Raw genomic sequence first — 22908 nt, 5'->3', positions numbered from 1 at the left:
TTTTTGCGTAGGGGCGTTTTTATTTAGGTGGTTTCTTAGTATTCTTCACAACTAGGGTGGTACCGCGATATTTTTGTCGTCCCTACGTATATTACGTAGGGGCGTTTTTTATTATTAGGGAGGAAGTGAACGTATTAGAAAAGAGTATTGATAGAACAATATAAATACCGAATTGTAACAAAGAAAAAGAGACAGAGAGGAGATTAACAAATGAATTCACAGCAATGGACATCGAAATTAGGTTTCGTATTAGCTGCAGCAGGTTCAGCGATTGGTCTAGGGGCGATTTGGAAGTTCCCGTACATGGCCGGAATTGGAGGGGGCGGCGCGTTCTTCCTTATTTTCATCGGTTTCACATTATTAATTGGTTTACCACTATTATTAGCTGAATTCGTTATCGGAAGAAGTACACAAAAAGAGGCCGTTGATGCATATAGAGAAATCGCACCAAAAACATTATGGCCATGGTTAGGGAAATTAGGAATTGTAACTTGTTTCATACTACTTTCTTTCTACAGTGTTGTAGGAGGCTGGATTTTATTATACTTATGGAATGCAATTACAGGTAGACTATGGGAAGGAAATGGGGCATACGAAGCTACGTTTGGTGAAATCATTTCCAATCCATATTTAGCAGTTGGGTCACAGCTATTATTCATCCTAATTACTATTTTCATCGTAAGTAAAGGTGTACAAAATGGTGTTGAAAAAGTAAATAAATATTTCATGCCAGCATTATTCGTTTTATTCTTTGTTTTAATCGTTCGTGCACTTACGTTAGATGGTGCTGGAGAAGGAGTTCGTTTCTTCTTACAACCTGACTTCTCACATGTAACATCAGAAGTTATATTATACGCAATGGGGCAATCGTTCTTCTCATTATCTGTCGGGGTAGCCGTTATGGTAACGTATAGCTCATACTTACCGAAAGAAGAAAGCTTACCACGTTCAGCATTTTCTATCGTAGCCTTAACTCTTGTTATTACATTACTTGCAGGACTTGCAATTTTCCCAGTAGTGTTCGCATTTGGAATGGAACCATCTCAAGGACCTGGGCTATTATTTATCGTACTGCCAGCTATTTTCAGTAAAATGGCATTCGGAAAATTATTCTTCATCGTTTTCTTATTACTATTCTTCTTTGCTACTATTACATCAGCAATTTCGATGTTAGAAATTAGTGTTGCATCGTTAACATCAAAAGGTAAAGGGAAACGTGAAAAAATGGCCTTAATCGTAGGGTTATTAATCTTCGTTGTTGGGGTACCATCAGCATTATCATTCGGTATATTAAGTGATCTGAAGATTTTCGGGAAGACAGTCTTTGATTTAGCGGACTATGCAGTAAGTAACGTATTAATGCCACTTGGTGTATTATTAGTTTCTATCTTTGTTCCTTTAAAAATGAAGAAAGATGTATTAATGAAAGAGCTAGGTGTAAGTAAAAATAAAGGATACAAACTATTTGTGTTATGGTTATTCTTACTTCGCTTTATCGCACCAATTGCGATTATTATCGTATTCTTAAATGTACTTGGCATTATATAAATAGAAAGGTAGCGTATCATACAAAGATACGCTACCTTTTTATTTTGCTCTTTTTTGCAGTTCGTTTACCGTTACGAACTGATATCCCTTCTTAGATAAAGAATCTAAAATACCTTCAATCGTTTGTAAATTTTCATTAGACTCATCATACATAGAATGCAATAAAATGATAGAACCTGGTTTTACATTTTTATTAACATATTTAATTTTATCAGCCGCAGATTTATAAAAAGTATCGGGCTCAAGATCCCATATAATCGTTTCGATATTATTTTTATTTAAATAATAGGGTAGTCCAATTAATTTTTTTCCGTTAGGGGGCCTAAAATCAATTGCGTCTGTAAATCCTGTTTGGCGGATTAATGAATTCGTTTTTTCTATTTCATCTTTAATAAAAGAAGGTGTTTTGAAAACCATTCTATTATGAGAATATGTATGGTTTCCAAGTTGGTGCCCAGATTGCGCGATAGCTTCTCCTAACGATAGATTTTTCTCTAATTCATTTCCAATTAAAAAGAAAGTAGCTTTAGCGTTGTATTTATCTAGTAGCGGTAATATTTGTTTTACATTGTTAGTAGGGCCATCATCAAAAGTTAAAGCGATCACTTTTTCATTTGTTTCTACGCGTTGTGTTAAATCTCCAAATAATTGAAAGCTTCTTGCGTTCATCAATTTGTATGTTCCGAATAATGCCGTGATAATAAAGAATAGTGTAACGATCGTAATGATAATTTTTTTCTTCATAACGTAACCTCACAATGATTTTTGATTCAATTAAAAAGTATTATATCAAACTAAGTAATTTCGTGCTTTAAGAAGGGTGTGGATGCAAGGAGAAGGAATTTATCATATAATAAAATGCAAAAGGTATATTAGGAGGTGTTTATATGGCGATTATAATTCAATTGCCAGACACTGCAACGTCTCATGCAAAGCCAAGTATGGAAATGGCGATACTTTGCGTGAGGTAGACAAGTAATATACAATCGCCTATATGAGCTCGTATCATTTTTTATATTTGGCTTTGCACCTTATTGAAATGAATCATAAAAAATAAGGGGCGAGCAGAAATGAAATACGTAAAAGCTAATGCTGTTTTACCAGAGAGTTTAATTACTGAAATTCAAAAGTATATACAAGGTGAAACAATTTATATTCCGAAACAAGAAACGAAACATTATAAATGGGGTACACGATCTGGCGGAAGAAAACAATTAGATGAAAGAAATAAAGCAATTAAAGAAGCGTTTAAAAGTGGGATTGCTATTCATCAACTTGCAGAAGAATATTTTCTTTCTGGGGAAACGATTAAAAAGATTGTGTATTCTAAATAAGAGGAAAAGAGTCTGATTCATATATTACTTTGAATCAGACTCTTTTTGTTTTATATGTATTGGATATATGAAGTGTGAACGGGCATGATAATAGAAAAAATGTGCCGTTTTTTTTATTAAATGCTATACAGAACATTTGAAGAGTAGAAAGGTGAACATATATGAATCATATTGGACAAATAACGATAGAGCTTTTAATTGGTTTTTTTGTTCTATTAATTGCTACAAAAATATTAGGGAAAACACAAATATCTCAGCTAACGCCCTTTGATTTTATTTCTGCAATCGTCCTAGGTGAGCTCGTTGGAAATTCAATATATGATCCTAAAATTAAAGTATGGTCTATTTTATATTCAGTATTTGTTTGGGTAATTTTAATTTATACTATTGAAGTGATAACACAAAAAGTAAGAGGGACAAGAAGGTTTTTTGAAGGATATCCTTCAATTATTATTCGTAATGGAAAGATTGATCGTGAACAATTAAGCGTAAATCATTTGGATATAAACCAATTACAACAAATGCTTAGGCAACAAAAAGATATATTTTCAATCCGAGAAGTTGAATATATGATATTGGAACCTAACGGAAACATAAGCGTTTTGAAAAAAAGTAAATACGAATCTCCTACTGTAAATGATTTAAGTTTAAAACATAAGCCTGTATACTTACCAATTTCATTAATTAGTGATGGAAAAGTAGTTAAGGATAATTTGAGGGAAGCGGGATTTGATGAAGGGTGGCTTTATAAACAAATAAAGCAAAAAGGAATTACTAAATTTGAAGACGTATTATATGCGGAATGGAAAACAGATGATGGCTTCTTTTGTCAGGAAATGCAGCGGTAGAGAATAAGTCATATATGTAATGTTTGTTTCTAAGTTATCTTTTACATATCAAAAAACGTAATCATTGTATACAATAAAACTAGATCAACAATTTGTATGGAGTGATAAAGATGGAAGCGTTTATTAGAAGTGATCAATATAATTTTATAAAATCACAAGCTTATATTTTAGCAAACGGGCATGCAACGGCAAATGATAGAGGTGTAATTCAAGCGTTAAAATCGCTTGCGATTGAAAAGATAATACATGTATTTGAGAATTTAACGGATGAACAGAAAGAGTTAATTGATACGGTATTAACAGTTCAAAATAGAGAAGATGCAGAATCATTTTTAATGAAAATAAATCCGTATGTAATTCCGTTTCAAGAAGTTACAGCACAAACATTAAAAAAGTTATTTCCTAAGGCGAAAAAGTTAAAACTTCCTGATATGGAAGAAATGGATATGAAAGAAATATCTTATTTAAGCTGGATTGATAAGGGATCAAGCAGGAAATTTATTATAGCGAAAAATGATAAAAATAAATTTGTTGGTCTGCAAGGAACGTTCCAAAGTTTAAATAAAAAAAGCATTTGTTCATTATGTCATGGGCATGAAGAAGTAGGAATGTTTTTAGTTGAAATTAAAGGCGATGTACCAGGAACTTTCGTTAAAAAGGGAAACTACATTTGCAAAGATGGTGTAGCTTGCAATCAGAATATGAAATCGCTAGATAAATTGAACGATTTTATTGACCGCTTGAAGAAATAAAGAGAAAACCTCTAGTATTTAAACTGGAGGTTTTTATTTTTTGAAGAAGTAAAATAAGCTTTCTTTGTAAATGTAGATTTATAATGAAATTTGATAAAAATATCTATTATGATACAGTTGCTTATATGCAAGGAGGTAAAACATGGATTACCTTTTATCGAAAGAAAAAGTGAAGCGATGGCCCAAAGATATGATAGCGGCGGGGCGTTGTCATACTGTTGGCCTTAAATCGGATGGCACGGTAGTAGCGGTGGGCCGGAATAAAGAAGGGGAATGTAATGTAAGTGGCTGGCGAGATATTGAAGCAGTCGCAGTGGGCAATGTTCATATGGCAACGAACACGGGTAATGCTCATACAATCGGTCTTACATGTGACAGTACTACGGTAGCAGTGGGTTGGAATAAGCATGAACAATGTGATGTAAACGATTGGCATAATATTGTAGCGGTTGCGGCAGGGTGGCGTCGTACTATTGGCCTTAAATCGGATAGCACGGTAGTAGCGGTGGGCCGAAATAAAGAAGAAGAATGCAATGTAAGCAGTTGGCAAGGTATTGTGGCAGTCACAGCGGGTGACTGGCATACAGTCGGTCTCAAATTGGACGGAACATTGACGACTGTGGGGAATAATCGATATGGTCAATGCAATGTAAGTAGCTGGCGAGGTATTGTAGCGGTCAAGGCTGGGTATCTTCATACTGTTGGTCTTAAACGAGACGGTACGGTGACAGCAGTGGGGAATGATAAACATAACCAGTGTGATGTAAGTGGCTGGATAGATATTGTAGCAATAGCGGCTGGTACGAATCATACAATCGGACTAAAATCAGACGGTACCGTGGTGGCGGTGGGCTGGAATGAGTATGGTCAATGTAACGTAAGCGATTGGCGCGATATTGTAGCGATAGCGGCTGGTTGTGCACATACAGTCGGACTAAAATCAGACGGCACGGTGGTCGCGGTAGGTAATAATGAATTTGGCCAATGCGATGTAGGTAGCTGGCGCGACATTCGGTTGCCTGGCAAATAGTCAATTTACAATCAATTATTAGTAATATTATTCTATTTTAGGAGTAATTATGGAATAGGATATGTAGAAAATAATTAAACTTAAATCTACTGAATAAGAATCTCTTTTGAAAAGGGATTCTTATTATTTTTCATAAAATGAGGGTCTAAATGGAATTTTTGAACAAACTATATTTCAAAATTACAGTAGAAGATATAAATAAAGTATAGAGGAGATAAAGAAATGCTTAAAAAGTTTTTGCTTTCTTTACCGGATGTTTTACTTATATGTATCGTTCTTTACATAACGTACACAAATTCTTTTAGCTTTGGACAAATGTTAGTAATTTCAATTGCAATCGGAATCATTGGTGGTCTTGTTATAAGGATTGGTAAGGATGTATTTATGTATATAAGGTGGACAATGAAACAGAGGAAATCTTGAATACGTTGTATTGCTATTAGGAGGAGATGAAATGACTAAGAAAAAGAGTAGAGTGAAAAATGAAGTAGCGCTTTGGGCATTAACAGCGGTTGTTCTCATCATTGTATGGTACTTTTATCAAAAATAAAAACGCATCGTATAAAAAAAGCACGATGCGTTTTTATTATTTTTTTTGCCAATTTTTTTTAATAAAGTCTTCACGACCAGATTCCTTTTGCTCAGTAGCATATTTCTTTGGATTCTTTTTATAGAAATGTTGGTGGTATTCCTCTGCTGCGTAAAAAGGTGCAGCAGGACGAATTTCAGTCACGATTGGATCTTTAAACATACCGCTTTCTGTAAGAGCTTGTTTTGATTTTTCAGCAAGCTCTTTTTGTGTTTCGTTATGATAAAAAATAGCGGTACGATAAGATGGACCACGGTCAAAAAATTGTCCGCCATCATCAGTTGGATCGATTTGTGGCCAATATAAGTCTAGTAATTTCTGATAAGGAAAAATAGAAGGATCGAATGTAATTTGAACAACTTCTAAATGTCCAGATGTTCCAGCCTTTACTTGTTCATATGTTGGGTTTTCTACATGACCTCCTGCATAGCCAGAAAGTACTTTATGAATACCAGGAAGTTCATCAAATGGTTTTACCATGCACCAAAAGCAACCGCCTGCGAAGGTTGCGAGTTCGTATGTTTTTTCGGACATTGCTGTAATCCTCCTAAATGTATATGTTTTATATAGTATTATATAAATTGTTTTATTGCGCAATAAAAAAGATTTGAAAATATATGTTTTTTATAAACAAGATCCTCCGCTCACATCAATTAATTGTCCAGTTACCCAGCGGCTGTCTGGAGAAGCAAGGAATGCAGCAGTATCGGCAATGTCTTCTACTTCACCTAAGCGATTGAAAGCGGAAATAGTAGTAGCGTACTGCTTCATCATCGGGTCGCTCAGGAGTTCTGCATTCATATCTGTTTTAATAAATCCTGGAAGTATTGCATTCACCGTTATTCCTCGTGCTCCAAGCTGTTTTGCTAGCGTAAAAGTCATTGTATTAATAGCGCCTTTCGTCATACTATATGCAACAAAATCAGGTAAAGAAATGCGGGTGGCAGCGGATGAAATATTAATAATTCGGCTATTGTCACGTAAACGTGGCAGTGCTTGTTGAATGATAAAGAATGGTGCTTTTGCATTTACTGAAAACATTCTATCAAAAAATTGTTCAGTCGTTTCTTCAATAAAAGCACCAGGACCAATGCCAGCATTGTTTATTAAAATATCAAATTGTGTTTCACCAGTGCGCTTTTGTAATTCAGTATCTAAAGCTTTATAAAGGTTTTCTACACCGTGTAAGGATTCTAAATTTGCGCCGATAGAAAAAGCTTGGCCACCATCTGATCGAATTTCCTGAACAGTTTCTTCAGCGTCATCTTTTCGATTACCGTAATGAACAGCAACCAATGCACCGTCATTTGCTAAACGTTTAGCGATCGCTCGTCCAATTCCTCGGCTTGCTCCTGTAACTAACGCTACTTTCCCTTTTAACATAGTTTCCTCATCTCCTCATAAACTTTATAAGTTTTTCTTTATGTAGTAATGCAAACATACTTAAGTAATATATGAGTGTATGTAAGTAATGCATTCCAATTTTGATTTGAGAAAAAATAAATAGAATGAATTTTGATTTTTTTTTGAAAAAACATGTTGACAACGAAAAGAACAACGTCCTATAATACGTGTAACAAATAAAAGTTAATTAAGAATTTTCTAACTTTATATGTTGTATATGCAAAGAAGAGGAAAGTAGATGATTATGATCGTTTCAGAGAGCTACTCCAAGGCTGTGAGGGTAGTAACAATCGAATCATTGAAGATCACCTCGGAGCATCGCTTGCGAAAGGGAAACTGAGTAGAGGGCGGCGGCATCGTCTCCGGTAAAAGGACGGAGGTCTGATTGGACCTACAAAGCTTATATTTCGTGAGAAGTATAAGGAAGCTGAGTGGTAACGCGAAACTCTCGCCTCAGCAATCAAAGCTACTAAATTGTAGTAGTTGATTGCTGAGGCGAGAGTTTTTATTTTTAAAAATAGAAGAAGAGAATGCGTAGAAGAGGAGAGTAAATGATAAAGATTGTTTCAGAGAGCTGCCCCGAGGCTGTGAGGGTGGTAACAATTCAATCATTGAAAATCACCTTGGAGCACTACTTTTGAAAACTAGTAAAAAGTAGCGGGGTTGTTCCCGATAGAAAAACAAAAGTCTAATTGGACTTGCAGAGCTTATGTTTCGTGAGAAGTATAAGGAAGCTGAGTGGTACCACGATTCCCTCGTCTCAGCAATGGATTGCTACAAGTATGTAAGTAATCGATTGTTGAGACGAGTATATTTTTAAGGGTTATATACTGAATATTCTGTTAAAAATACTCATCTCAGCAATCGATGTAGAAATAGATTGCAAAAATAGAGAAAAAAGAGGAGCGATGTGAGATGGGAAACCAGTACATTTACATGAATGGGGAATTTGTAGAAAAAGAAAAGGCAGTTGTTTCAGTGTATGATCACGGTTTTTTATACGGAGACGGTGTATTTGAAGGGATTCGTAGTTACGGAGGAAATGTATTTTGTTTAAAAGAACATGTGAAACGATTGTATGAATCAGCGAAATCTATTTTACTAACAATTCCAATGACGGTAGAAGAAATGGAAGAAGCAGTTTTACATACACTCCAAAAAAATGAATACGCTGATGCTTATATTCGCTTAATTGTCTCAAGAGGAAAAGGTGACTTAGGACTTGATCCGAGAAGTTGTGTGAAGCCGAGCGTAATTATCATTGCAGAACAATTAAAGTTATTCCCACAAGAATTTTATGATAATGGGCTAAGCGTTGTATCTGTTGCATCAAGACGTAATACGCCAGACGCGTTAGATCCACGTATTAAGTCAATGAATTATTTAAATAACGTACTTGTAAAAATTGAGGCGGCACAAGCAGGAGTGTTAGAGGCTCTTATGTTAAATCAACAAGGATATGTTTGTGAAGGTTCTGGCGATAATGTTTTCGTTGTGAAAGATGGAAAAGTATTAACCCCGCCATCCTATTTAGGGGCATTAGAAGGTATTACGAGAAATAGTGTTATCGAGCTATGTGAACGACTGAGTATTCCGTGTGAGGAAAGACCATTCACTCGCCATGACGTATATGTAGCGGATGAAGTATTTTTAACAGGAACAGCAGCGGAGTTAATTCCAGTTGTAAAAGTTGATTCGAGAGAAATTGGAGATGGGAAACCAGGAAGTGTAACGAAACAATTGACCGAAGAATTTAAAAAATTAACGAGAGAAAGAGGAGTACGTGTTCCCGGGCTGACGGAAAGCTTAGCATAAATAAGGAGAGGAGTTAATTGAAATGAAGCAGCAGTATACAGCGTATGAGAAGTTACAGTGTGAAGAAATGACAGGCGCTGGGCACGTGATTCAAGGTTTGAAGAAATTGGGTGTAACGACCGTTTTCGGCTATCCAGGCGGAGCGATTTTACCAGTATACGATGCGTTATACGAAAGTGGTTTGAAACATGTTTTAACTCGTCATGAACAAGCTGCCATTCATGCGGCTGAAGGATATGCGAGAGCTTCTGGGAAGGTCGGGGTAGTCTTTGCTACCTCTGGCCCAGGGGCGACAAATTTAGTTACGGGCTTAGCAGACGCTTATATGGATTCGATTCCTTTAGTTGTCATTACCGGCCAAGTTGCAACGCCTTTAATTGGTAAAGATGGATTTCAAGAAGCGGATGTTGTCGGAATTACAGTACCTGTTACGAAGCATAATTACCAAGTTCGTGATGTAAATCATGTATCACGAATTGTGCAAGAAGCTTTTTACATCGCCAAAAGCGGACGACCGGGACCAGTATTAATTGATATTCCAAAAGATGTTCAAAATGCAAAAGTCACCAGTTTCTTTAATGAAGAAGTTGATATTCCGGGGTACAAACCAGAACTTGTACCAGACAGCATGAAACTTAGAGAGATGGCTAAAGCAATTTCAAAATCAAAGCGTCCACTTCTTTATATTGGAGGAGGTGTCATTCATTCAGGTGGATCCGATGAACTCTTCGAATTCGCAAGGGAGAACCGTATTCCAGTCGTTTCAACTTTAATGGGACTTGGTGCATATCCACCGGGAGATCCATTGTTTCTAGGGATGCTTGGTATGCATGGGACATACGCTGCTAATATGGCGGTAACAGAATGTGATTTACTACTTGCATTAGGTGTTCGCTTCGATGATCGTGTAACAGGAAAATTAGAACTTTTTTCTCCGCACTCGAAAAAAGTACATATTGATATTGATCCTTCTGAGTTTCATAAAAATGTAACTGTAGAGCATCCGATTGTTGGTGATGTAAAAAAAGCGTTACACATGTTGTTACATATGTCTATTTATACACAAACAGATGAATGGCTTCAGAAAGTAAAGGCATGGAAAGAAGAATATCCACTTTCTTATAAGCAAAAAGAATCTGAGTTAAAACCACAGCATGTGATCAACTTAGTAAGTGAATTAACGAATGGTGAAGCGATTGTCACAACAGAAGTAGGACAGCATCAAATGTGGGCTGCTCATTTCTATAAAGCAAGAAAACCTCGGACGTTCCTTACCTCTGGAGGATTAGGAACAATGGGGTTTGGGTTCCCAGCGGCAATTGGTGCTCAGTTTGCAAAAGAAGAAGAACTTGTCATTTGTATTGCAGGTGATGCTTCTTTTCAAATGAACATTCAAGAACTACAAACAATTGCTGAAAATAATATCCCTGTAAAAGTATTTATTATAAATAACAAATTTTTAGGGATGGTAAGGCAATGGCAAGAAATGTTTTATGAAAATCGTTTATCAGAGTCAAAAATTGGCTCACCAGATTTTGTGAAAGTGGCAGAAGCTTATGGAGTGAAGGGATTAAGGGCGACAAATTCAACAGAGGCGAAACAAGTGGTGTTAGAAGCATTTGCTCACGAAGGTCCTGTCGTAGTTGATTTTTGTGTAGAAGAAGGTGAAAACGTATTTCCGATGGTTCCGCCAAACAAAGGGAATAACGAAATGATTATGAAGAGGTGGGAAGAATGAGTCATACTTTTTCACTCGTTATTCATAACGAGCCAAGTGTCTTATTACGTATAAGTGGAATTTTTGCTCGGCGTGGCTATTATATTTCTTCTTTACATTTAAACGAAAGAGATACGAGTGGCGTTTCTGAAATGAAACTCACAGCAGTTTGTACTGAAAATGAAGCGACATTACTTGTTAGTCAGTTGAAAAAATTAATTGATGTACTGCAAGTAAATAAATTATAAGGGGTGTATGGAGTATGAAAACGTATTATGAGAAAGATGCAAATGTAGAGTTATTACAAGGGAAAACAGTTGCGGTAATTGGTTATGGATCTCAAGGGCATGCGCAGGCACAAAATTTACGTGATTCAGGTGTGGAAGTTGTAGTTGGTGTTAGACCTGGTAAATCGTATGAAGTAGCAAAAGCAGATGGATTTGAAGTAATGTCTGTTTCAGAAGCGGTTCGAACCGCACAAGTTGTACAAATATTATTGCCAGATGAACAGCAAGCACATGTATATAAAACAGAAGTAGAAGAGAATCTCCGTGAAGGACAAATGTTACTTTTCTCACATGGATTTAACATTCACTTCGGCCAAATTAATCCGCCAAGTTACGTAGATGTAGCAATGGTTGCGCCAAAAAGTCCAGGTCATCTCGTTCGCCGTGTATATCAAGAAGGAAATGGTGTTCCGGCATTAGTCGCAGTGCATCAAGATGCGACGGGAACAGCGCTACATGTAGCATTAGCGTATGCAAAAGGTGTAGGTTGTACACGGGCGGGTGTAATTGAAACGACATTCCAAGAAGAAACCGAAACGGATTTATTCGGTGAGCAAGCTGTACTTTGCGGCGGGGTAACTGCACTTGTGAAGGCCGGGTTCGAAACGTTAACGGAAGGTGGATATCGTCCTGAAATTGCATACTTTGAATGTTTGCATGAATTAAAGCTAATTGTTGACTTAATGTACGAAGGTGGATTAACGAATATGCGCCATTCTATTTCAGATACGGCAGAGTTTGGAGATTATGTAACAGGATCGAGAATTGTTACAGATGAAACGAAGAAGGAAATGAAGCGTGTTCTGACAGAAATTAAGCAAGGTGAATTTGCGAAGAAATGGATTTTAGAAAATCAAGCAGGGCGTCCGACGTATAACGCAATGAAAAAAGCAGAACAAAATCATCAATTAGAAAAAGTGGGAGCAGAGCTTCGTGAAATGATGAGTTGGATTCATGCACCGAAAGAATTAGTAAAGAAATAGAGTAAGAGAGTATAAATGAAAAATATGTAAGAGGGGATTTGACAAGATGAGAAGTGACATGATTAAAAAAGGTTTTGATAAAGCGCCGCACCGTAGTTTATTAAAAGCAACTGGTTTGAAAGATGAAGATTTTGATAAACCTTTCATAGCGATTTGTAATTCTTTTATTGAAATTATTCCAGGGCATAAACACTTGAACGAGTTTGGGAAACTTGTAAAAGAGGCAGTTCGTGCGGCAGGTATGGTACCATTCGAATTCAATACAATTGGAGTTGACGATGGTATTGCGATGGGACATATCGGTATGCGTTATTCTCTTCCGAGTCGTGAAATAATTGCAGATTCAGTAGAAACGGTTGTAAATGCACACTGGTTTGACGGCATGATTTGTATCCCAAACTGTGACAAAATTACACCAGGTATGATGATGGCTGCACTACGTATTAATATTCCGACTGTGTTTGTTTCAGGCGGCCCGATGGCAGCAGGAAAAACATCTAAAGGAGAAGTTGTTGATCTGAGTTCCGTTTTTGAAGGAGTAGGAGCTTATCAATCTGGGAAAATTTCAGAAGAAGAATTAAAAGATATTGAAGATCATGGCTGTCCATCTTGTGGCTCTTGTTCGGGTATGTTTACCGCGAACTCTATGAATTGTTTATGTGAAGTGTTAGGTTTAGCTCTTCCTGGTAACGGGAGTATTTTAGCAATTGATCCAAGACGTGAAGAGTTAATTAAACAAGCAGCAGAGAAATTGAAAATTTTAATTGAAAGAGATATTAAACCAAGAGACATTGTAACGGAAGAAGCAATTGATGATGCGTTTGCGCTTGATATGGCGATGGGCGGTTCAACAAATACAGTGTTGCATACATTGGCGCTCGCGCAAGAGGCTGGATTAGATTACGATATGAACCGTATTGATGCCGTTTCAAGACGTGTACCACATTTATGTAAAGTAAGCCCTGCTTCCAATTGGCATATGGAAGATATTGATCGTGCGGGCGGGATTAGTGCAATTTTGAAAGAGATGAGCCGGAAAGAAGGAGTACTTCATCTTGATCGAATAACTGCTACGGGGCAAACATTAAGAGAAAATATTGCTGAGGCAGAGATTAAAGATAAGGAAGTTATTCACTCTCTTGAAAACCCTCATAGTGAGGAAGGAGGATTGCGTATATTAAAAGGCAACCTTGCGAAAGATGGAGCGGTTATTAAAAGCGGTGCAACAGAGGTAAAGCGTTTTGAAGGACCTTGCGTTATTTTTAATTCACAAGATGAGGCACTTGCTGGCATTATGCTTGGGAAAGTGAAAAAAGGAGATGTAGTTGTCATTCGTTATGAAGGACCAAGAGGTGGCCCTGGTATGCCAGAAATGTTAGCACCAACATCAGCAATTGCTGGAATGGGATTAGGTGCTGAGGTTGCATTATTAACGGATGGACGTTTCTCTGGAGCTTCACGTGGAATTTCAGTAGGACATATTTCACCAGAAGCAGCAGCTGGTGGAACAATCGCACTTCTTGAACAAGGGGATATTGTATGTATTGATGTTGAAGAACGCTTGCTAGAAGTAAGAGTGAGTAATGAAGAATTAGATAAGCGTAAAAAAGAATGGAAACGACCAGAACCGAAAGTGAAAACTGGCTGGCTTGGACGTTATGCACAAATGGTAACATCGGCGAATACAGGGGCTGTTCTGAAAATCCCACATTTTGATTGAGCCAATTTAAAAGAGATAAGGATGATATATAATGGTGCAAAAGGTAAAGGAGAGAGTGAAAATTGAAGATATCTTAATGGCTCATAATTGCATGAAAGATATCGTTATTAAAACACCGTTACAACGTGATACAGTTTTATCTGAGAAATATGATTGTGACGTTTATGTAAAACGAGAAGATTTACAATTAATTCGCTCTTTCAAAATTCGTGGTGCATACAATTTGATTCAAAGTTTACCGAAAGAAAAGTTACAAAACGGTGTTGTTTGTGCAAGTGCTGGTAATCATGCGCAAGGAGTTGCTTATACATGTAATTTATTGAAGATTCCGTCGAAAATATTTATGCCCACAACAACACCGAAACAAAAAGTATCACAAGTACAATTTTTCGGTGGTGATTTCGCAGAGATTGTATTAGTTGGTGATACATTCGATAGCTCTTTCCAAGAAGCACAGTGTTATTGTGAAGAAAATAGAATGACATTTGTTCATCCGTTTGATGATCCGTATGTAGTTGCTGGTCAAGGGACAGTGGCAGTTGAAATTATGCATGATATGGAGAAACCGGTTGATTATATCTTTGCGGCAATCGGCGGTGGTGGATTAGCATCAGGTGTTGGTACATATGTAAAAGGTGTTAGTCCTACTACAAAGGTTATTGGTGTAGAACCGATGGGAGCTGCATCTATGAAAGAGGCTTTTCTTCAAAATGATAATGTCGCATTAGAGAAAATAGATAGTTTTGTTGATGGGGCAGCTGTTAAAAAGGTAGGAAAGTTAACTTTTGAAACTTGTAAAGATGTAATTGATGACATCGTTTTAGTACCAGAGGGGAAAGTTTGTACGACGATTTTAGAACTGTATAAGAAAAATGCGATTGTAGCTGAACCGGCTGGTGCACTCTCTATTGCAGCACTTGATTTATACAGGGATGAAATAAAAGGTAAAACAGTTGTATGTACGCTAAGTGGTGGAAATAATGACATTGATAGAATGCAAGAAATGAAAGAACGATCTCTCATTTATGAAGGGTTAAAGCATTATTTCATCATTGAATTCCCGCAGCGTTCAGGCGCGTTAAGAGAATTTCTTGATAAAGGATTGGGGCCAGAAGATGATATTACTCGTTTTGAGTATATTAAGAAACATAATAAGGAAAATGGTCCAGCATTAGTCGGAGTAGAGTTAAAACATAAAGAAGATTATGAGCAATTAATTACTCGCTTTAAAGAAAATAATATTCAATTTATGGAGCTTAATAAAAACCCTGTTTTGTTTGATTTGCTTATTTAATAGAAGGGAAGAGTAAGCATCTAAATAAAAAAGATAGATACAAGCGAGGAAATATAGTGCTTGTTCTATCTTTTTTATAGTTAAACTAGATACTCATTAAATTCAAGAAGAATAAAGCTAGTTAACCAAAAAAATATCGCAATGCGAATAATTACATACATAGTAAATTCAAAGGTAGTAAGTTTTCGTTCACGTTTTATTTTTTTAGAAATCTAACAGAAAAAACTGAACATAAAAGTAGAACGGCTATAGACATTTTATAAATATTTTCTAACAAACTTACATTTTCTAATAAGTTTTTCAGCATGTTTATCACCTATTCTGTAAAGTAGATTACAGAGAAATAGATCTTGAGCTGTCTAGTTTCGTTTATTTTTTATTTTCCCTGTATCATCAATTTCTACATCAGTTGAAATTGTTTGTAAATATTGAAGAGCTTTTTTCTTTTCTTCCTCATTTACAGGGGAAACTTGGTTGTTACGAATGATATAAGGATTGAATGACATTTGGACATCCTTTCCTTTAAAAGTTAAAGTTAATACGCCAGTTTCGGCGCTTTTTCCATTCACATAACTTGGGAATAAAAAGTTACCTAATGAGTAAGCGATAGGAACTTTATTATAATACTCAAACCCTTGTAACCAATGTGGATGGCTTCCGACAATCGCGTTAGCTCCTGCTTCAACCATTTTAGGTACATATTGCTTTTGGTATTCTACCGGACGGTTTGATTTTTCAACGCCCCAATGCATATAGACGATTAAATAGTCTGCATCTTGTTTTTGTTCTTTAATTGTTTTTGTTACAAGATTTAAATCATAGCCATTCGCAACGCCAGGTTTATTCTCACCAGCTACCCAATTAGAATCAGGCATAAATCGAACGAAGGAAAGAAATTTAAACTTTTTCCCTTTTACGGTCATTTCTCGTGCAGTATATGCATCTTTTGCATTTTTTCCGGCTCCAATGTAAGGGAACTTTAATTTTTCTACGTGAGAAATCGTATCCAATAATCCATCTTGCCCATAATCAAGTGTGTGGTTATTCCCAATATTTACGATGTCATATCCAGTGTTTTTAATAGCTTGTAGTGTAGATGGATCACTTTTAATCCAAAACAATTGCCCAGGTGCTTTCTTTTCTTTCGTTGTAAATGCCGATTCTAAATTCACAAAAGAAATATCAGCTTTTTTTATTTCTTCTTTTACATGTTGGAATGGGTAATCAGCCCCATTCTTTTCGATTATAGGACGTAATTGCCAATCAAACATTGTATCACCAGAGAAGGTGAGTGTGATTTCTTGGTCTTCTATTTTCTTTTCGCTTTTTGAAGCGGTTTTACTAGATTTGTTTTGCAAATCGGGTTTGTCTTTTGCTTTTGAAATAAAAGAGTAATTGATTAATAAAACAATCGGTGTAATGAAAAAGGCTATTAACAAAAATCGTTTTAGTAAAGTTTTCATATATACCTTCCCTTTTAATATTATCCCGCAATTAAATTAACACTGAATCTATTAAAGGTAATTAAAGTTACAAAAAAACAGCGGGTTATGTAGTGGAAAACATTTGTTAATATTCTCAATATTAAGTTAACATATAGATAACCTGTAAATCAATGTATAAACCAAAATATAGAAATAAAGAATTCGAAGGGTGAAGAATGAGAAATGGTTATATTAGGAGCAGTTGTAAATGGGATTTGTATTATATTTGGTACTTTACTTGGTAAATTATTTAGTAGGATTCCAGAAAGTATGAAAGGGACGATAATGCACGCAATCGGTTTAGCGGTTACTGTGCTTGGGCTTCAAATGGCATTAAAAAGTGAAAACTTTCTTGTTGTCATACTGAGTTTAGTGATTGGTACGGTAATTGGAGAATGGTTACAATTAGAAGAAAAGTTAAAACATTTAGGGGATTGGCTAGAAAATAAAGTTGGATCGAAGGGGAAAGGAAGCATATCAGAAGGTTTTGTAACAGCTACTTTAATTTTTGCAATTGGTGCGATGGGGATACTTGGTGCACTTGACAGTGGGATTCGCGGAAATCATAATATTTTATTTACCAAGGCAATTATCGATGGATTTATTTCTATTATATTAACGACAACTCTAGGAATTGGCGTAGTATTTTCGGCGATTCCAGTTGTTTTATATGAAGGTGGTATTGCAGTTTTTGCAACACAAATTAATAGTTTTGTCCCGGAAGAATTAATGAACCAATTTATAGTGGAGATGACGGCTGCGGGCGGCATTATGATATCTGCTATTGGATTGAACTTGCTTAGTATTATTAAAATCAAGGTGGCAAATTTACTTCCAGGTATATTGGTAGCGGGTGTAATTGTTTCAATTATTTATGGTTACGGTTTGTTAGTAAATTAGTAGAGGATGGAAACACATATGGAGGAATTTCAATTTACAAAACGTGTGCATAAAATATTGGAGATTGCAGCAGAAGAGAGTGAGTGTAGCATAATTCACCCGGTCCATCTGTTTATAGGTATGTGTAAAGAAGGTACAGGAGTTTGCGCTGAGTTATTTATGTATTTGTTTCATAAAGTCGGTCCAGATTTTTTAGAAAAACTTTCGTTACGAAAACGATTCGATTTACATAATCAAGAGTATAAAAAAATAGAGCAATATAAACTATCTTATAATGCGATAGAAATTTTACAAATAGCGAAGAAACGTATGGAACGCTTTCAGCAAGTAGTAATCAATGAAGGACATATTATGTATGCATTATTTCGTGTAGATACAGATATTGGTGAATTTATACATACACAAATGCAAGAAGATATATTACGTATTACAGCTGCACCGAGAGACTTAGCGGTTGATTTAAATAGTTTTAAATCTATTTATAATACATTATTTTGTCATGTAAGAAGAGCTAGTCCTTCTGATTTTGATAAGTTATCACGATTTGTGGCGGATGAATTTGGTGAACGGTGGTTACAGTCGGTTGATTATGGATTTCGGACATATAATGAAAAGTTACCTATCTATATTGCACAGCAGGAGGAAGTGATAATTGGTTTCGCCTGTTACGATGTAGTGAGAGGAAAGAAAGGATTGTTTGGTCCAATGGGCATAGCGAAACAAAATCGTGTGAAAGGTGTAGGAAAAGAATTATTGCATCATTGTTTATATAATATGAAGCAAGATGGATATGAATATGCGATTATTGGACAAGCAGGTCCCATTGAGTTTTACGAGAGAAATTGTAATGCTCGTTTAATATCGATAGATAATAAGTAACCAACTTCATCTAAAGGAGTTGGTTTTATTATGAAAATGATGTAGAGATGTAGTGGTTTTTACTAGAAAATAGCGGGTTTTGTAGTAAATCTTGCATATAAAGCAAATTACTAAACTTTTTACAAGAAAGGGTGTAGAATGGGTATCTAAAGAAAGAAGGTGTGAAAATGGCCAGCTGGAAACGAAATTTAATGATTTGTTGGCTAGGTTGTTTTACCACTGCAGCCGGTATGAGTTTAGTAATTCCTTTCTTATCTTTTTATATTGAGGAATTGGGAGTAACTGGCACTTCAAGCATTGCACAGTGGTCGGGACTTGCATTTGGTGTAACATTTTTAATGGGTGCGATCGTATCACCAATATGGGGAAAGCTTGGTGATATACATGGACGGAAATTGATGCTAATTCGTGCTAGCCTCGGTATGGCGATTATTATGACGCTTATGGGGTTTGTAACGGATGTATATCAATTAGTCGCACTAAGATTTTTAATGGGAGCAGTATCTGGTTTCCTTTCAACCGCAATGACATTTATTGCAGCAGAAACTCCGAAAGAACATTCAGGTTGGGCAATTTCCACAATTTCAACTGGTGGTGTAAGCGGTTCGTTACTTGGCCCGTTACTTGGAGGTTATTTATCTGAATTAATTGGAATGCGTCATGTCTTTCTTGTTACAGGAGCTTTTTTATTCCTTTCCTTTCTCATCGTTTTTTTCTTCTTGCATGAAGAAAATCACTCTGCTCAAGCAAAAAAAACACAGCCGAAAAAAGTATGGACGATGGTCCCAGCGAAGCATTTAATTATTAGTTTGTTTGTTACAACATTTATTATTCAACTTGCTAATATGTCAGTTCAACCAATTGTTACATTGTACGTGAAAAATTTAGTAGGCCCTCATACTGCACATATTGAAACAATTGCGGGAGCAGTTATGTCAGCGACAGGATTAGCCGTTATTTTGGCAGCACCAAGACTAGGAAGATTATCAGATCATATCGGTCCTCAAAAAACGTTAGTTGTAGCGTTATTTGCTGCAGGAATTATTTTTATCCCGCAAGCATTTGTAACCTCAGCTTGGCAACTATTAATTCTTCGATTTTTATTAGGTATCGCACAAGCAGGATTATTACCTTCCGTACAAACTCTACTAAAACAACATACACCAACCCATGTTACGGGAAGAATATTTGGATATAATCAATCATTTCAGTTTTTAGGAAATATGATTGGTCCAGTACTCGGGGGACAAATTGCAGCGCATGCAGGTTTCCAATATGTTTTCCTCGCTACATCATCACTATTATTTATTGCGTGTATCTGGGTTTATTTTCATAATAAGAACGAAGAGGTATCAGAGAAACGACATTTGGAAGTTAGTTAACTAAGTGAATGAAAAAAGGATGAAGCAATCATTGCTTCATCCTTTTCTTTAAAATTTAAGACATAGATAGCTTAATGTACCAAGCTCATAATTACGGTGAATGACTTCACCGCTATTTTCACCACTTCCCATAGCGATAAATAAAGGAACAAAATGTTCTGCTCTTGGTACTGCTAATTGTGCATGAGGAGCATTTTTTTCCCAATTAAACAATGCATCTTTATCGTTATTCTGCATATGTTTAATAATCCAATCATCAAATTCAATTGCCCATTTTTCAGGTGTAGTTTGATTCCATTTCAGTACTCGTAAGTTATGGACGGTAACACCACTCCCGATTACTAAAATATCTTCTTGTCCGAGTCCTTTAAGTGCTTCTCCAATTTTAAATTGTTCTTTTGCAGAAAGGAATGGATTTACTGATATTTGTACGACAGGAATATTTGCTTCTGGATACATGCGGTGCAGGAGTGTCCATGAACCATGATCTAAACCTCTCGTCATATTATGATGGACTGAAATACCTTTGTTCTTAAATTTTGTTTCTAACATAGATGCAATGCTAGAAGAGCCTTTCGCACGATATTTGATTTCGTATAACTCAGGGGGAAAACCTCCAAAATCATAAATTGTTTCATACTCGTTATCTGATGAGGAAATCGTTAATACTTCACTTTCCCAGTGAGCAGTGAAAATAACAATTGTTTTCGGTTTATATGTTTCTCCAAGTGTTTTTAAAAATCGTGTATAGTCTGTATCTTGAATAGCGAGCATAGGCGAACCATGTGCTAAAAATAATGATGGCATCATAATAGTAGAAACCTCCTAAAAATTATATAGTTACTTTATGTAAGTAACTATATAATTTTATTTCAGGTTCGTCAAGAGATCAGTTTGAAAGCAAGTCTGAAAAATACATCATTTGTCATAATGAAAGCAATTACATATAATATAAAATAAGAAAAGTGAATGGATATTCATTTCTCTTAAAGGTATACATAATAGAGTTGGGAGCTGACGAAATGAATGTACAGGAAAGTTTCGTTACGGCATTGGATGGATCGGAAATTTATTTGCGTAAGTGGTTACCAGAAGGAGATCCGAGAGGAATTATTCAAATTGCACATGGCATGACAGAGCATGCAGGGGTGTATACAGAATTTGTGGATGCTTTATTGGAAGCAGGGTATGGTGTTTATGCGCATGATCATAAAGGACATGGGAAAACAGTAAAAAAAGAAGAAGATTATGGTCATTTTGAACCAAATATAGGGTGGAATCAAGTTGTAACGGATGTTATCTTTGTTTCAGAAAGGATAAAAGAAGAGCAGTCAAGTCCTTTGTTTTTACTTGGACATAGTATGGGTTCTTTTTTATCAAGACGTGCTGTACAACTTAGGGGTGAACTATATGATGGATTTCTGATTTCAGGAACAGGTGGAAATCCAGGGCTTTTAGGAGTTATTGGTCATAAAGTAGCAACAATCGAAATGAAGTTGCGCGGGGCAAAAACGAAAAGTCCAATGTTAAACTTTTTATCTTTCGGAAACTTCAATTCGAACTTTAAGCCAAATCGTACAAAATTTGATTGGTTATCTTCAGATAATAATCAAGTTGATAAATATATTGCGGATCCGTTATGTGGTTTCATTTGTACGACGAGTTTTTACCGAGAATTATTTTCTGGTGTATTAGAAGTAAATAAACTAGAAGAATACAAGAAGACGCCAAAGAATCTTCCAATACATATATTCTCTGGTGATCGTGATCCTGTTGGCGATATGGGGAAAGGTGTAAAAGAAGTATATGAAAACTATAAAAAATGTGGTGTGAAAGACGTGACACTACGTTTATATGAAAATGGTAGACATGAAATGTTTCATGAAGTAAATAAGGATGAAGTATTTAAAGATTTAATTTCGTGGTTAGATGCGCATAATAAATGAGAAAGATAATCCCAAACTGTTTGTAGTTTGGGATTATTTATTTTACAGAAATACGGGCAATAAATTCTTAAATTTACTTTACTTAATAAAAAATAAATCTTATTCTAGAGTCGTTAAAAAAATAAAGAAATATTGTATGAGAGGAAACCTCACTTTTCTGAAGTGAGGTTTTTTGTAGTAACGAAGTAATAGTGAATAAAACTAATTTTAAAAATAATTTAAAATCAAACTATTTATAAAGAAACAGATGCCTGTTCATAATAGTAGTATAATAGTGAATGAGGTGTTAATAGAATGGAAGATAGAACATTAGGTTTATTACTAGATGTTGTTGGTGAATTATTTTCAGATGAAATTTCAATTGCTGTTTCGAATACGAAAGAATATATTTACTATCGGCCAAGTAAACGAATTGATTTAAAGATTAGCGCTGGGGATCCTATAAAGGAAGGAACGATTGCTCATAAAGCGATGGTGATGAATCAAAAAACATCTGAGTTTATGAATCGGGATGTTTTTGGTATTCCTTATCATGGAATGGCTGTACCATTTTCAAACAATGGAAAGCTTGAAGGGTGCGTAACGGCAATTTATCCAGCTTTAACGGATGGAAAGTCAGTCGTTACTTTAAAAACAACAGATGGCTGGATTCCAGTCCCTTTTTCAAAGGTTATGTATTTAGAGGCTAAAGATAAAAAGACGTATGTGAATTCAGAAGAGTTATCAGGAACACATAAATACTCTCTGCAAGAATTCGAATACTTGCTTCCTAAAGATTCATTTATTAGATGTCACCGTTCGTTTATTGTAAATGTTAATCATATTAAAGCGATTTATCCTGATACCCATTCTACTTTTGTACTTTCGATGGATAATGGTGAGAGAGTACCAGTTAGTCAATCATACGCTAGTTATTTCCGTAAGCTTCTAGGATTCTAAATTTTTCTGCTTTAGAACCTAAATTTGCTGTTCTGTCTGAATTTTCGTTATTGTATA

The 22908-nt window shown here is 35.8% G+C and carries 22 protein-coding genes, 1 pseudogene and 1 other annotated feature; of the genes and pseudogenes, 17 read left to right on the top strand and 6 right to left on the bottom strand.

Annotation, left to right across the window (positions count from 1 at the left end):
* Positions 1-210: 210 nt before the first annotated feature.
* Positions 211-1548, top strand: coding sequence for a sodium-dependent transporter (locus tag EBQ15_RS25035; RefSeq protein WP_001088185.1), 1338 nt, complete (start codon positions 211-213; stop codon positions 1546-1548).
* A 39-nt stretch (positions 1549-1587) separates the two neighbouring features.
* Here EBQ15_RS25035 and EBQ15_RS25030 read toward each other — a convergent pair whose 3' ends face one another.
* The gene (locus tag EBQ15_RS25030; RefSeq protein ID WP_000726856.1) at positions 1588-2292 is read right to left on the bottom strand and encodes a polysaccharide deacetylase family protein; all 705 of its coding nucleotides are present in this window, start codon (positions 2290-2292) and stop codon (positions 1588-1590) included.
* Between the two features lie 326 nt (positions 2293-2618).
* Between EBQ15_RS25030 and EBQ15_RS25025 the strand changes: the two genes are divergently transcribed.
* The 5 genes from EBQ15_RS25025 to EBQ15_RS25005 all read left to right on the top strand — a co-directional run bounded on the left by EBQ15_RS25025 (position 2619) and on the right by EBQ15_RS25005 (position 5935).
* Positions 2619-2882 carry a CD3324 family protein gene (locus EBQ15_RS25025; RefSeq protein WP_000878325.1) on the top strand — a complete coding sequence of 88 codons (264 nt, stop codon included), beginning with the start codon at positions 2619-2621 and terminating at the stop codon, positions 2880-2882.
* A 161-nt stretch (positions 2883-3043) separates the two neighbouring features.
* Positions 3044-3730 (top strand): DUF421 domain-containing protein, encoded by a 687-nt coding sequence (locus tag EBQ15_RS25020; protein ID WP_001015535.1) that lies wholly within the window; start codon positions 3044-3046, stop codon positions 3728-3730.
* 110 nt (positions 3731-3840) lie between these two features.
* Entirely contained in the window at positions 3841-4482 is a 642-nt protein-coding gene (locus EBQ15_RS25015) for a FusB/FusC family EF-G-binding protein (RefSeq protein ID WP_000387073.1), read from the top strand.
* 142 nt (positions 4483-4624) lie between these two features.
* Positions 4625-5512, top strand: coding sequence for an RCC1 domain-containing protein (locus EBQ15_RS25010; RefSeq protein ID WP_000385094.1), 888 nt, complete (start codon positions 4625-4627; stop codon positions 5510-5512).
* 222 nt (positions 5513-5734) lie between these two features.
* Positions 5735-5935, top strand: coding sequence for a hypothetical protein (locus tag EBQ15_RS25005; RefSeq protein WP_000913386.1), 201 nt, complete (start codon positions 5735-5737; stop codon positions 5933-5935).
* A 163-nt stretch (positions 5936-6098) separates the two neighbouring features.
* On the opposite strand, the gene msrA is transcribed toward EBQ15_RS25005, so the two are convergent.
* Positions 6099-6635, bottom strand: a complete 537-nt coding sequence (msrA, locus tag EBQ15_RS25000; RefSeq protein ID WP_001291881.1) for a peptide-methionine (S)-S-oxide reductase MsrA — start codon at positions 6633-6635, stop codon at positions 6099-6101.
* A 90-nt stretch (positions 6636-6725) separates the two neighbouring features.
* Positions 6726-7484, bottom strand: coding sequence for an SDR family oxidoreductase (locus tag EBQ15_RS24995; protein ID WP_000911815.1), 759 nt, complete (start codon positions 7482-7484; stop codon positions 6726-6728).
* Between the two features lie 547 nt (positions 7485-8031).
* Positions 8032-8271 (top strand) — a binding site (T-box leader).
* A 149-nt stretch (positions 8272-8420) separates the two neighbouring features.
* Here EBQ15_RS24995 and ilvE point away from each other — a divergent pair.
* From ilvE to ilvA, 6 genes are read left to right on the top strand one after another with little or no spacing between them, the layout of a single operon-like run.
* Positions 8421-9320, top strand: coding sequence for a branched-chain-amino-acid transaminase (ilvE, locus tag EBQ15_RS24990; protein ID WP_000528156.1), 900 nt, complete (start codon positions 8421-8423; stop codon positions 9318-9320).
* A gap of 22 nt (positions 9321-9342) precedes the next feature.
* Positions 9343-11058 carry an acetolactate synthase large subunit gene (gene ilvB, locus EBQ15_RS24985; protein ID WP_000813471.1) on the top strand — a complete coding sequence of 572 codons (1716 nt, stop codon included), beginning with the start codon at positions 9343-9345 and terminating at the stop codon, positions 11056-11058.
* Entirely contained in the window at positions 11055-11285 is a 231-nt protein-coding gene (locus EBQ15_RS24980) for an ACT domain-containing protein (protein ID WP_000019916.1), read from the top strand. The genes ilvB and EBQ15_RS24980 overlap by 4 nt, the downstream gene beginning before the upstream one ends.
* Positions 11286-11299: 14 nt before the next feature.
* On the top strand, positions 11300-12307 hold the full coding sequence (gene ilvC / locus EBQ15_RS24975) for a ketol-acid reductoisomerase (RefSeq protein ID WP_000861134.1): 1008 nt from the start codon (positions 11300-11302) through the stop codon (positions 12305-12307).
* 46 nt (positions 12308-12353) lie between these two features.
* Positions 12354-14027, top strand: coding sequence for a dihydroxy-acid dehydratase (gene ilvD / locus EBQ15_RS24970; protein WP_001255818.1), 1674 nt, complete (start codon positions 12354-12356; stop codon positions 14025-14027).
* A 31-nt stretch (positions 14028-14058) separates the two neighbouring features.
* Positions 14059-15321, top strand: coding sequence for a threonine ammonia-lyase IlvA (gene ilvA / locus EBQ15_RS24965; RefSeq protein ID WP_000250322.1), 1263 nt, complete (start codon positions 14059-14061; stop codon positions 15319-15321).
* Between the two features lie 80 nt (positions 15322-15401).
* Here ilvA and EBQ15_RS24960 read toward each other — a convergent pair.
* Positions 15402-15628, bottom strand: a pseudogene (locus EBQ15_RS24960) (hypothetical protein).
* A gap of 52 nt (positions 15629-15680) precedes the next feature.
* The gene (locus EBQ15_RS24955; RefSeq protein ID WP_000854538.1) at positions 15681-16784 is read right to left on the bottom strand and encodes a CapA family protein; all 1104 of its coding nucleotides are present in this window, start codon (positions 16782-16784) and stop codon (positions 15681-15683) included.
* Positions 16785-16988: 204 nt separating this feature from the next.
* Here EBQ15_RS24955 and EBQ15_RS24950 point away from each other — a divergent pair, with 204 nt between their 5' ends.
* The 3 genes from EBQ15_RS24950 (at position 16989) to EBQ15_RS24940 (ending at position 19966) form a co-directional block, all read left to right on the top strand.
* Complete coding sequence (locus EBQ15_RS24950) at positions 16989-17705, top strand: DUF554 domain-containing protein (protein ID WP_000236033.1); 717 nt, start codon at positions 16989-16991, stop codon at positions 17703-17705.
* 18 nt (positions 17706-17723) lie between these two features.
* Positions 17724-18584, top strand: a complete 861-nt coding sequence (locus tag EBQ15_RS24945) for a GNAT family N-acetyltransferase (RefSeq protein ID WP_000390845.1) — start codon at positions 17724-17726, stop codon at positions 18582-18584.
* A 167-nt stretch (positions 18585-18751) separates the two neighbouring features.
* Positions 18752-19966, top strand: a complete 1215-nt coding sequence (locus tag EBQ15_RS24940; RefSeq protein ID WP_000179300.1) for a multidrug efflux MFS transporter — start codon at positions 18752-18754, stop codon at positions 19964-19966.
* A gap of 48 nt (positions 19967-20014) precedes the next feature.
* On the opposite strand, the gene EBQ15_RS24935 is transcribed toward EBQ15_RS24940, so the two are convergent.
* Positions 20015-20776 carry a DODA-type extradiol aromatic ring-opening family dioxygenase gene (locus tag EBQ15_RS24935; protein WP_000982921.1) on the bottom strand — a complete coding sequence of 254 codons (762 nt, stop codon included), beginning with the start codon at positions 20774-20776 and terminating at the stop codon, positions 20015-20017.
* A gap of 212 nt (positions 20777-20988) precedes the next feature.
* Here EBQ15_RS24935 and EBQ15_RS24930 point away from each other — a divergent pair, with 212 nt between their 5' ends.
* Complete coding sequence (locus EBQ15_RS24930) at positions 20989-21912, top strand: alpha/beta hydrolase (protein ID WP_001102590.1); 924 nt, start codon at positions 20989-20991, stop codon at positions 21910-21912.
* A gap of 294 nt (positions 21913-22206) precedes the next feature.
* Complete coding sequence (locus tag EBQ15_RS24925; protein ID WP_000390207.1) at positions 22207-22851, top strand: LytTR family DNA-binding domain-containing protein; 645 nt, start codon at positions 22207-22209, stop codon at positions 22849-22851.
* The last annotated feature ends 57 nt before the right edge of the window (positions 22852-22908 follow it).

The organism is Bacillus sp. 2D03, assembly GCF_003946765.1.
Lineage (GTDB): Bacteria > Bacillota > Bacilli > Bacillales > Bacillaceae_G > Bacillus_A > Bacillus_A cereus.
This window is presented reverse-complemented; position numbering and strand designations above follow the sequence as displayed.

Bases quoted from the DNA above. Each gene is read 5' to 3' on its own strand.
- EBQ15_RS25035 (WP_001088185.1), top strand. From the start codon at position 211: ATGAATTCACAGCAATGGACATCGAAATTAGGTTTCGTATTAGCTGCA.
- EBQ15_RS25030 (WP_000726856.1), bottom strand. From the start codon at position 2,292: ATGAAGAAAAAAATTATCATTACGATCGTTACACTATTCTTTATTATC.
- EBQ15_RS25025 (WP_000878325.1), top strand. From the start codon at position 2,619: ATGAAATACGTAAAAGCTAATGCTGTTTTACCAGAGAGTTTAATTACT.
- EBQ15_RS25020 (WP_001015535.1), top strand. From the start codon at position 3,044: ATGAATCATATTGGACAAATAACGATAGAGCTTTTAATTGGTTTTTTT.
- EBQ15_RS25015 (WP_000387073.1), top strand. From the start codon at position 3,841: ATGGAAGCGTTTATTAGAAGTGATCAATATAATTTTATAAAATCACAA.
- EBQ15_RS25010 (WP_000385094.1), top strand. From the start codon at position 4,625: ATGGATTACCTTTTATCGAAAGAAAAAGTGAAGCGATGGCCCAAAGAT.
- EBQ15_RS25005 (WP_000913386.1), top strand. From the start codon at position 5,735: ATGCTTAAAAAGTTTTTGCTTTCTTTACCGGATGTTTTACTTATATGT.
- msrA (WP_001291881.1), bottom strand. From the start codon at position 6,635: ATGTCCGAAAAAACATACGAACTCGCAACCTTCGCAGGCGGTTGCTTT.
- EBQ15_RS24995 (WP_000911815.1), bottom strand. From the start codon at position 7,484: ATGTTAAAAGGGAAAGTAGCGTTAGTTACAGGAGCAAGCCGAGGAATT.
- ilvE (WP_000528156.1), top strand. From the start codon at position 8,421: ATGGGAAACCAGTACATTTACATGAATGGGGAATTTGTAGAAAAAGAA.
- ilvB (WP_000813471.1), top strand. From the start codon at position 9,343: ATGAAGCAGCAGTATACAGCGTATGAGAAGTTACAGTGTGAAGAAATG.
- EBQ15_RS24980 (WP_000019916.1), top strand. From the start codon at position 11,055: ATGAGTCATACTTTTTCACTCGTTATTCATAACGAGCCAAGTGTCTTA.
- ilvC (WP_000861134.1), top strand. From the start codon at position 11,300: ATGAAAACGTATTATGAGAAAGATGCAAATGTAGAGTTATTACAAGGG.
- ilvD (WP_001255818.1), top strand. From the start codon at position 12,354: ATGAGAAGTGACATGATTAAAAAAGGTTTTGATAAAGCGCCGCACCGT.
- ilvA (WP_000250322.1), top strand. From the start codon at position 14,059: ATGGTGCAAAAGGTAAAGGAGAGAGTGAAAATTGAAGATATCTTAATG.
- EBQ15_RS24955 (WP_000854538.1), bottom strand. From the start codon at position 16,784: ATGAAAACTTTACTAAAACGATTTTTGTTAATAGCCTTTTTCATTACA.
- EBQ15_RS24950 (WP_000236033.1), top strand. From the start codon at position 16,989: ATGGTTATATTAGGAGCAGTTGTAAATGGGATTTGTATTATATTTGGT.
- EBQ15_RS24945 (WP_000390845.1), top strand. From the start codon at position 17,724: ATGGAGGAATTTCAATTTACAAAACGTGTGCATAAAATATTGGAGATT.
- EBQ15_RS24940 (WP_000179300.1), top strand. From the start codon at position 18,752: ATGGCCAGCTGGAAACGAAATTTAATGATTTGTTGGCTAGGTTGTTTT.
- EBQ15_RS24935 (WP_000982921.1), bottom strand. From the start codon at position 20,776: ATGATGCCATCATTATTTTTAGCACATGGTTCGCCTATGCTCGCTATT.
- EBQ15_RS24930 (WP_001102590.1), top strand. From the start codon at position 20,989: ATGAATGTACAGGAAAGTTTCGTTACGGCATTGGATGGATCGGAAATT.
- EBQ15_RS24925 (WP_000390207.1), top strand. From the start codon at position 22,207: ATGGAAGATAGAACATTAGGTTTATTACTAGATGTTGTTGGTGAATTA.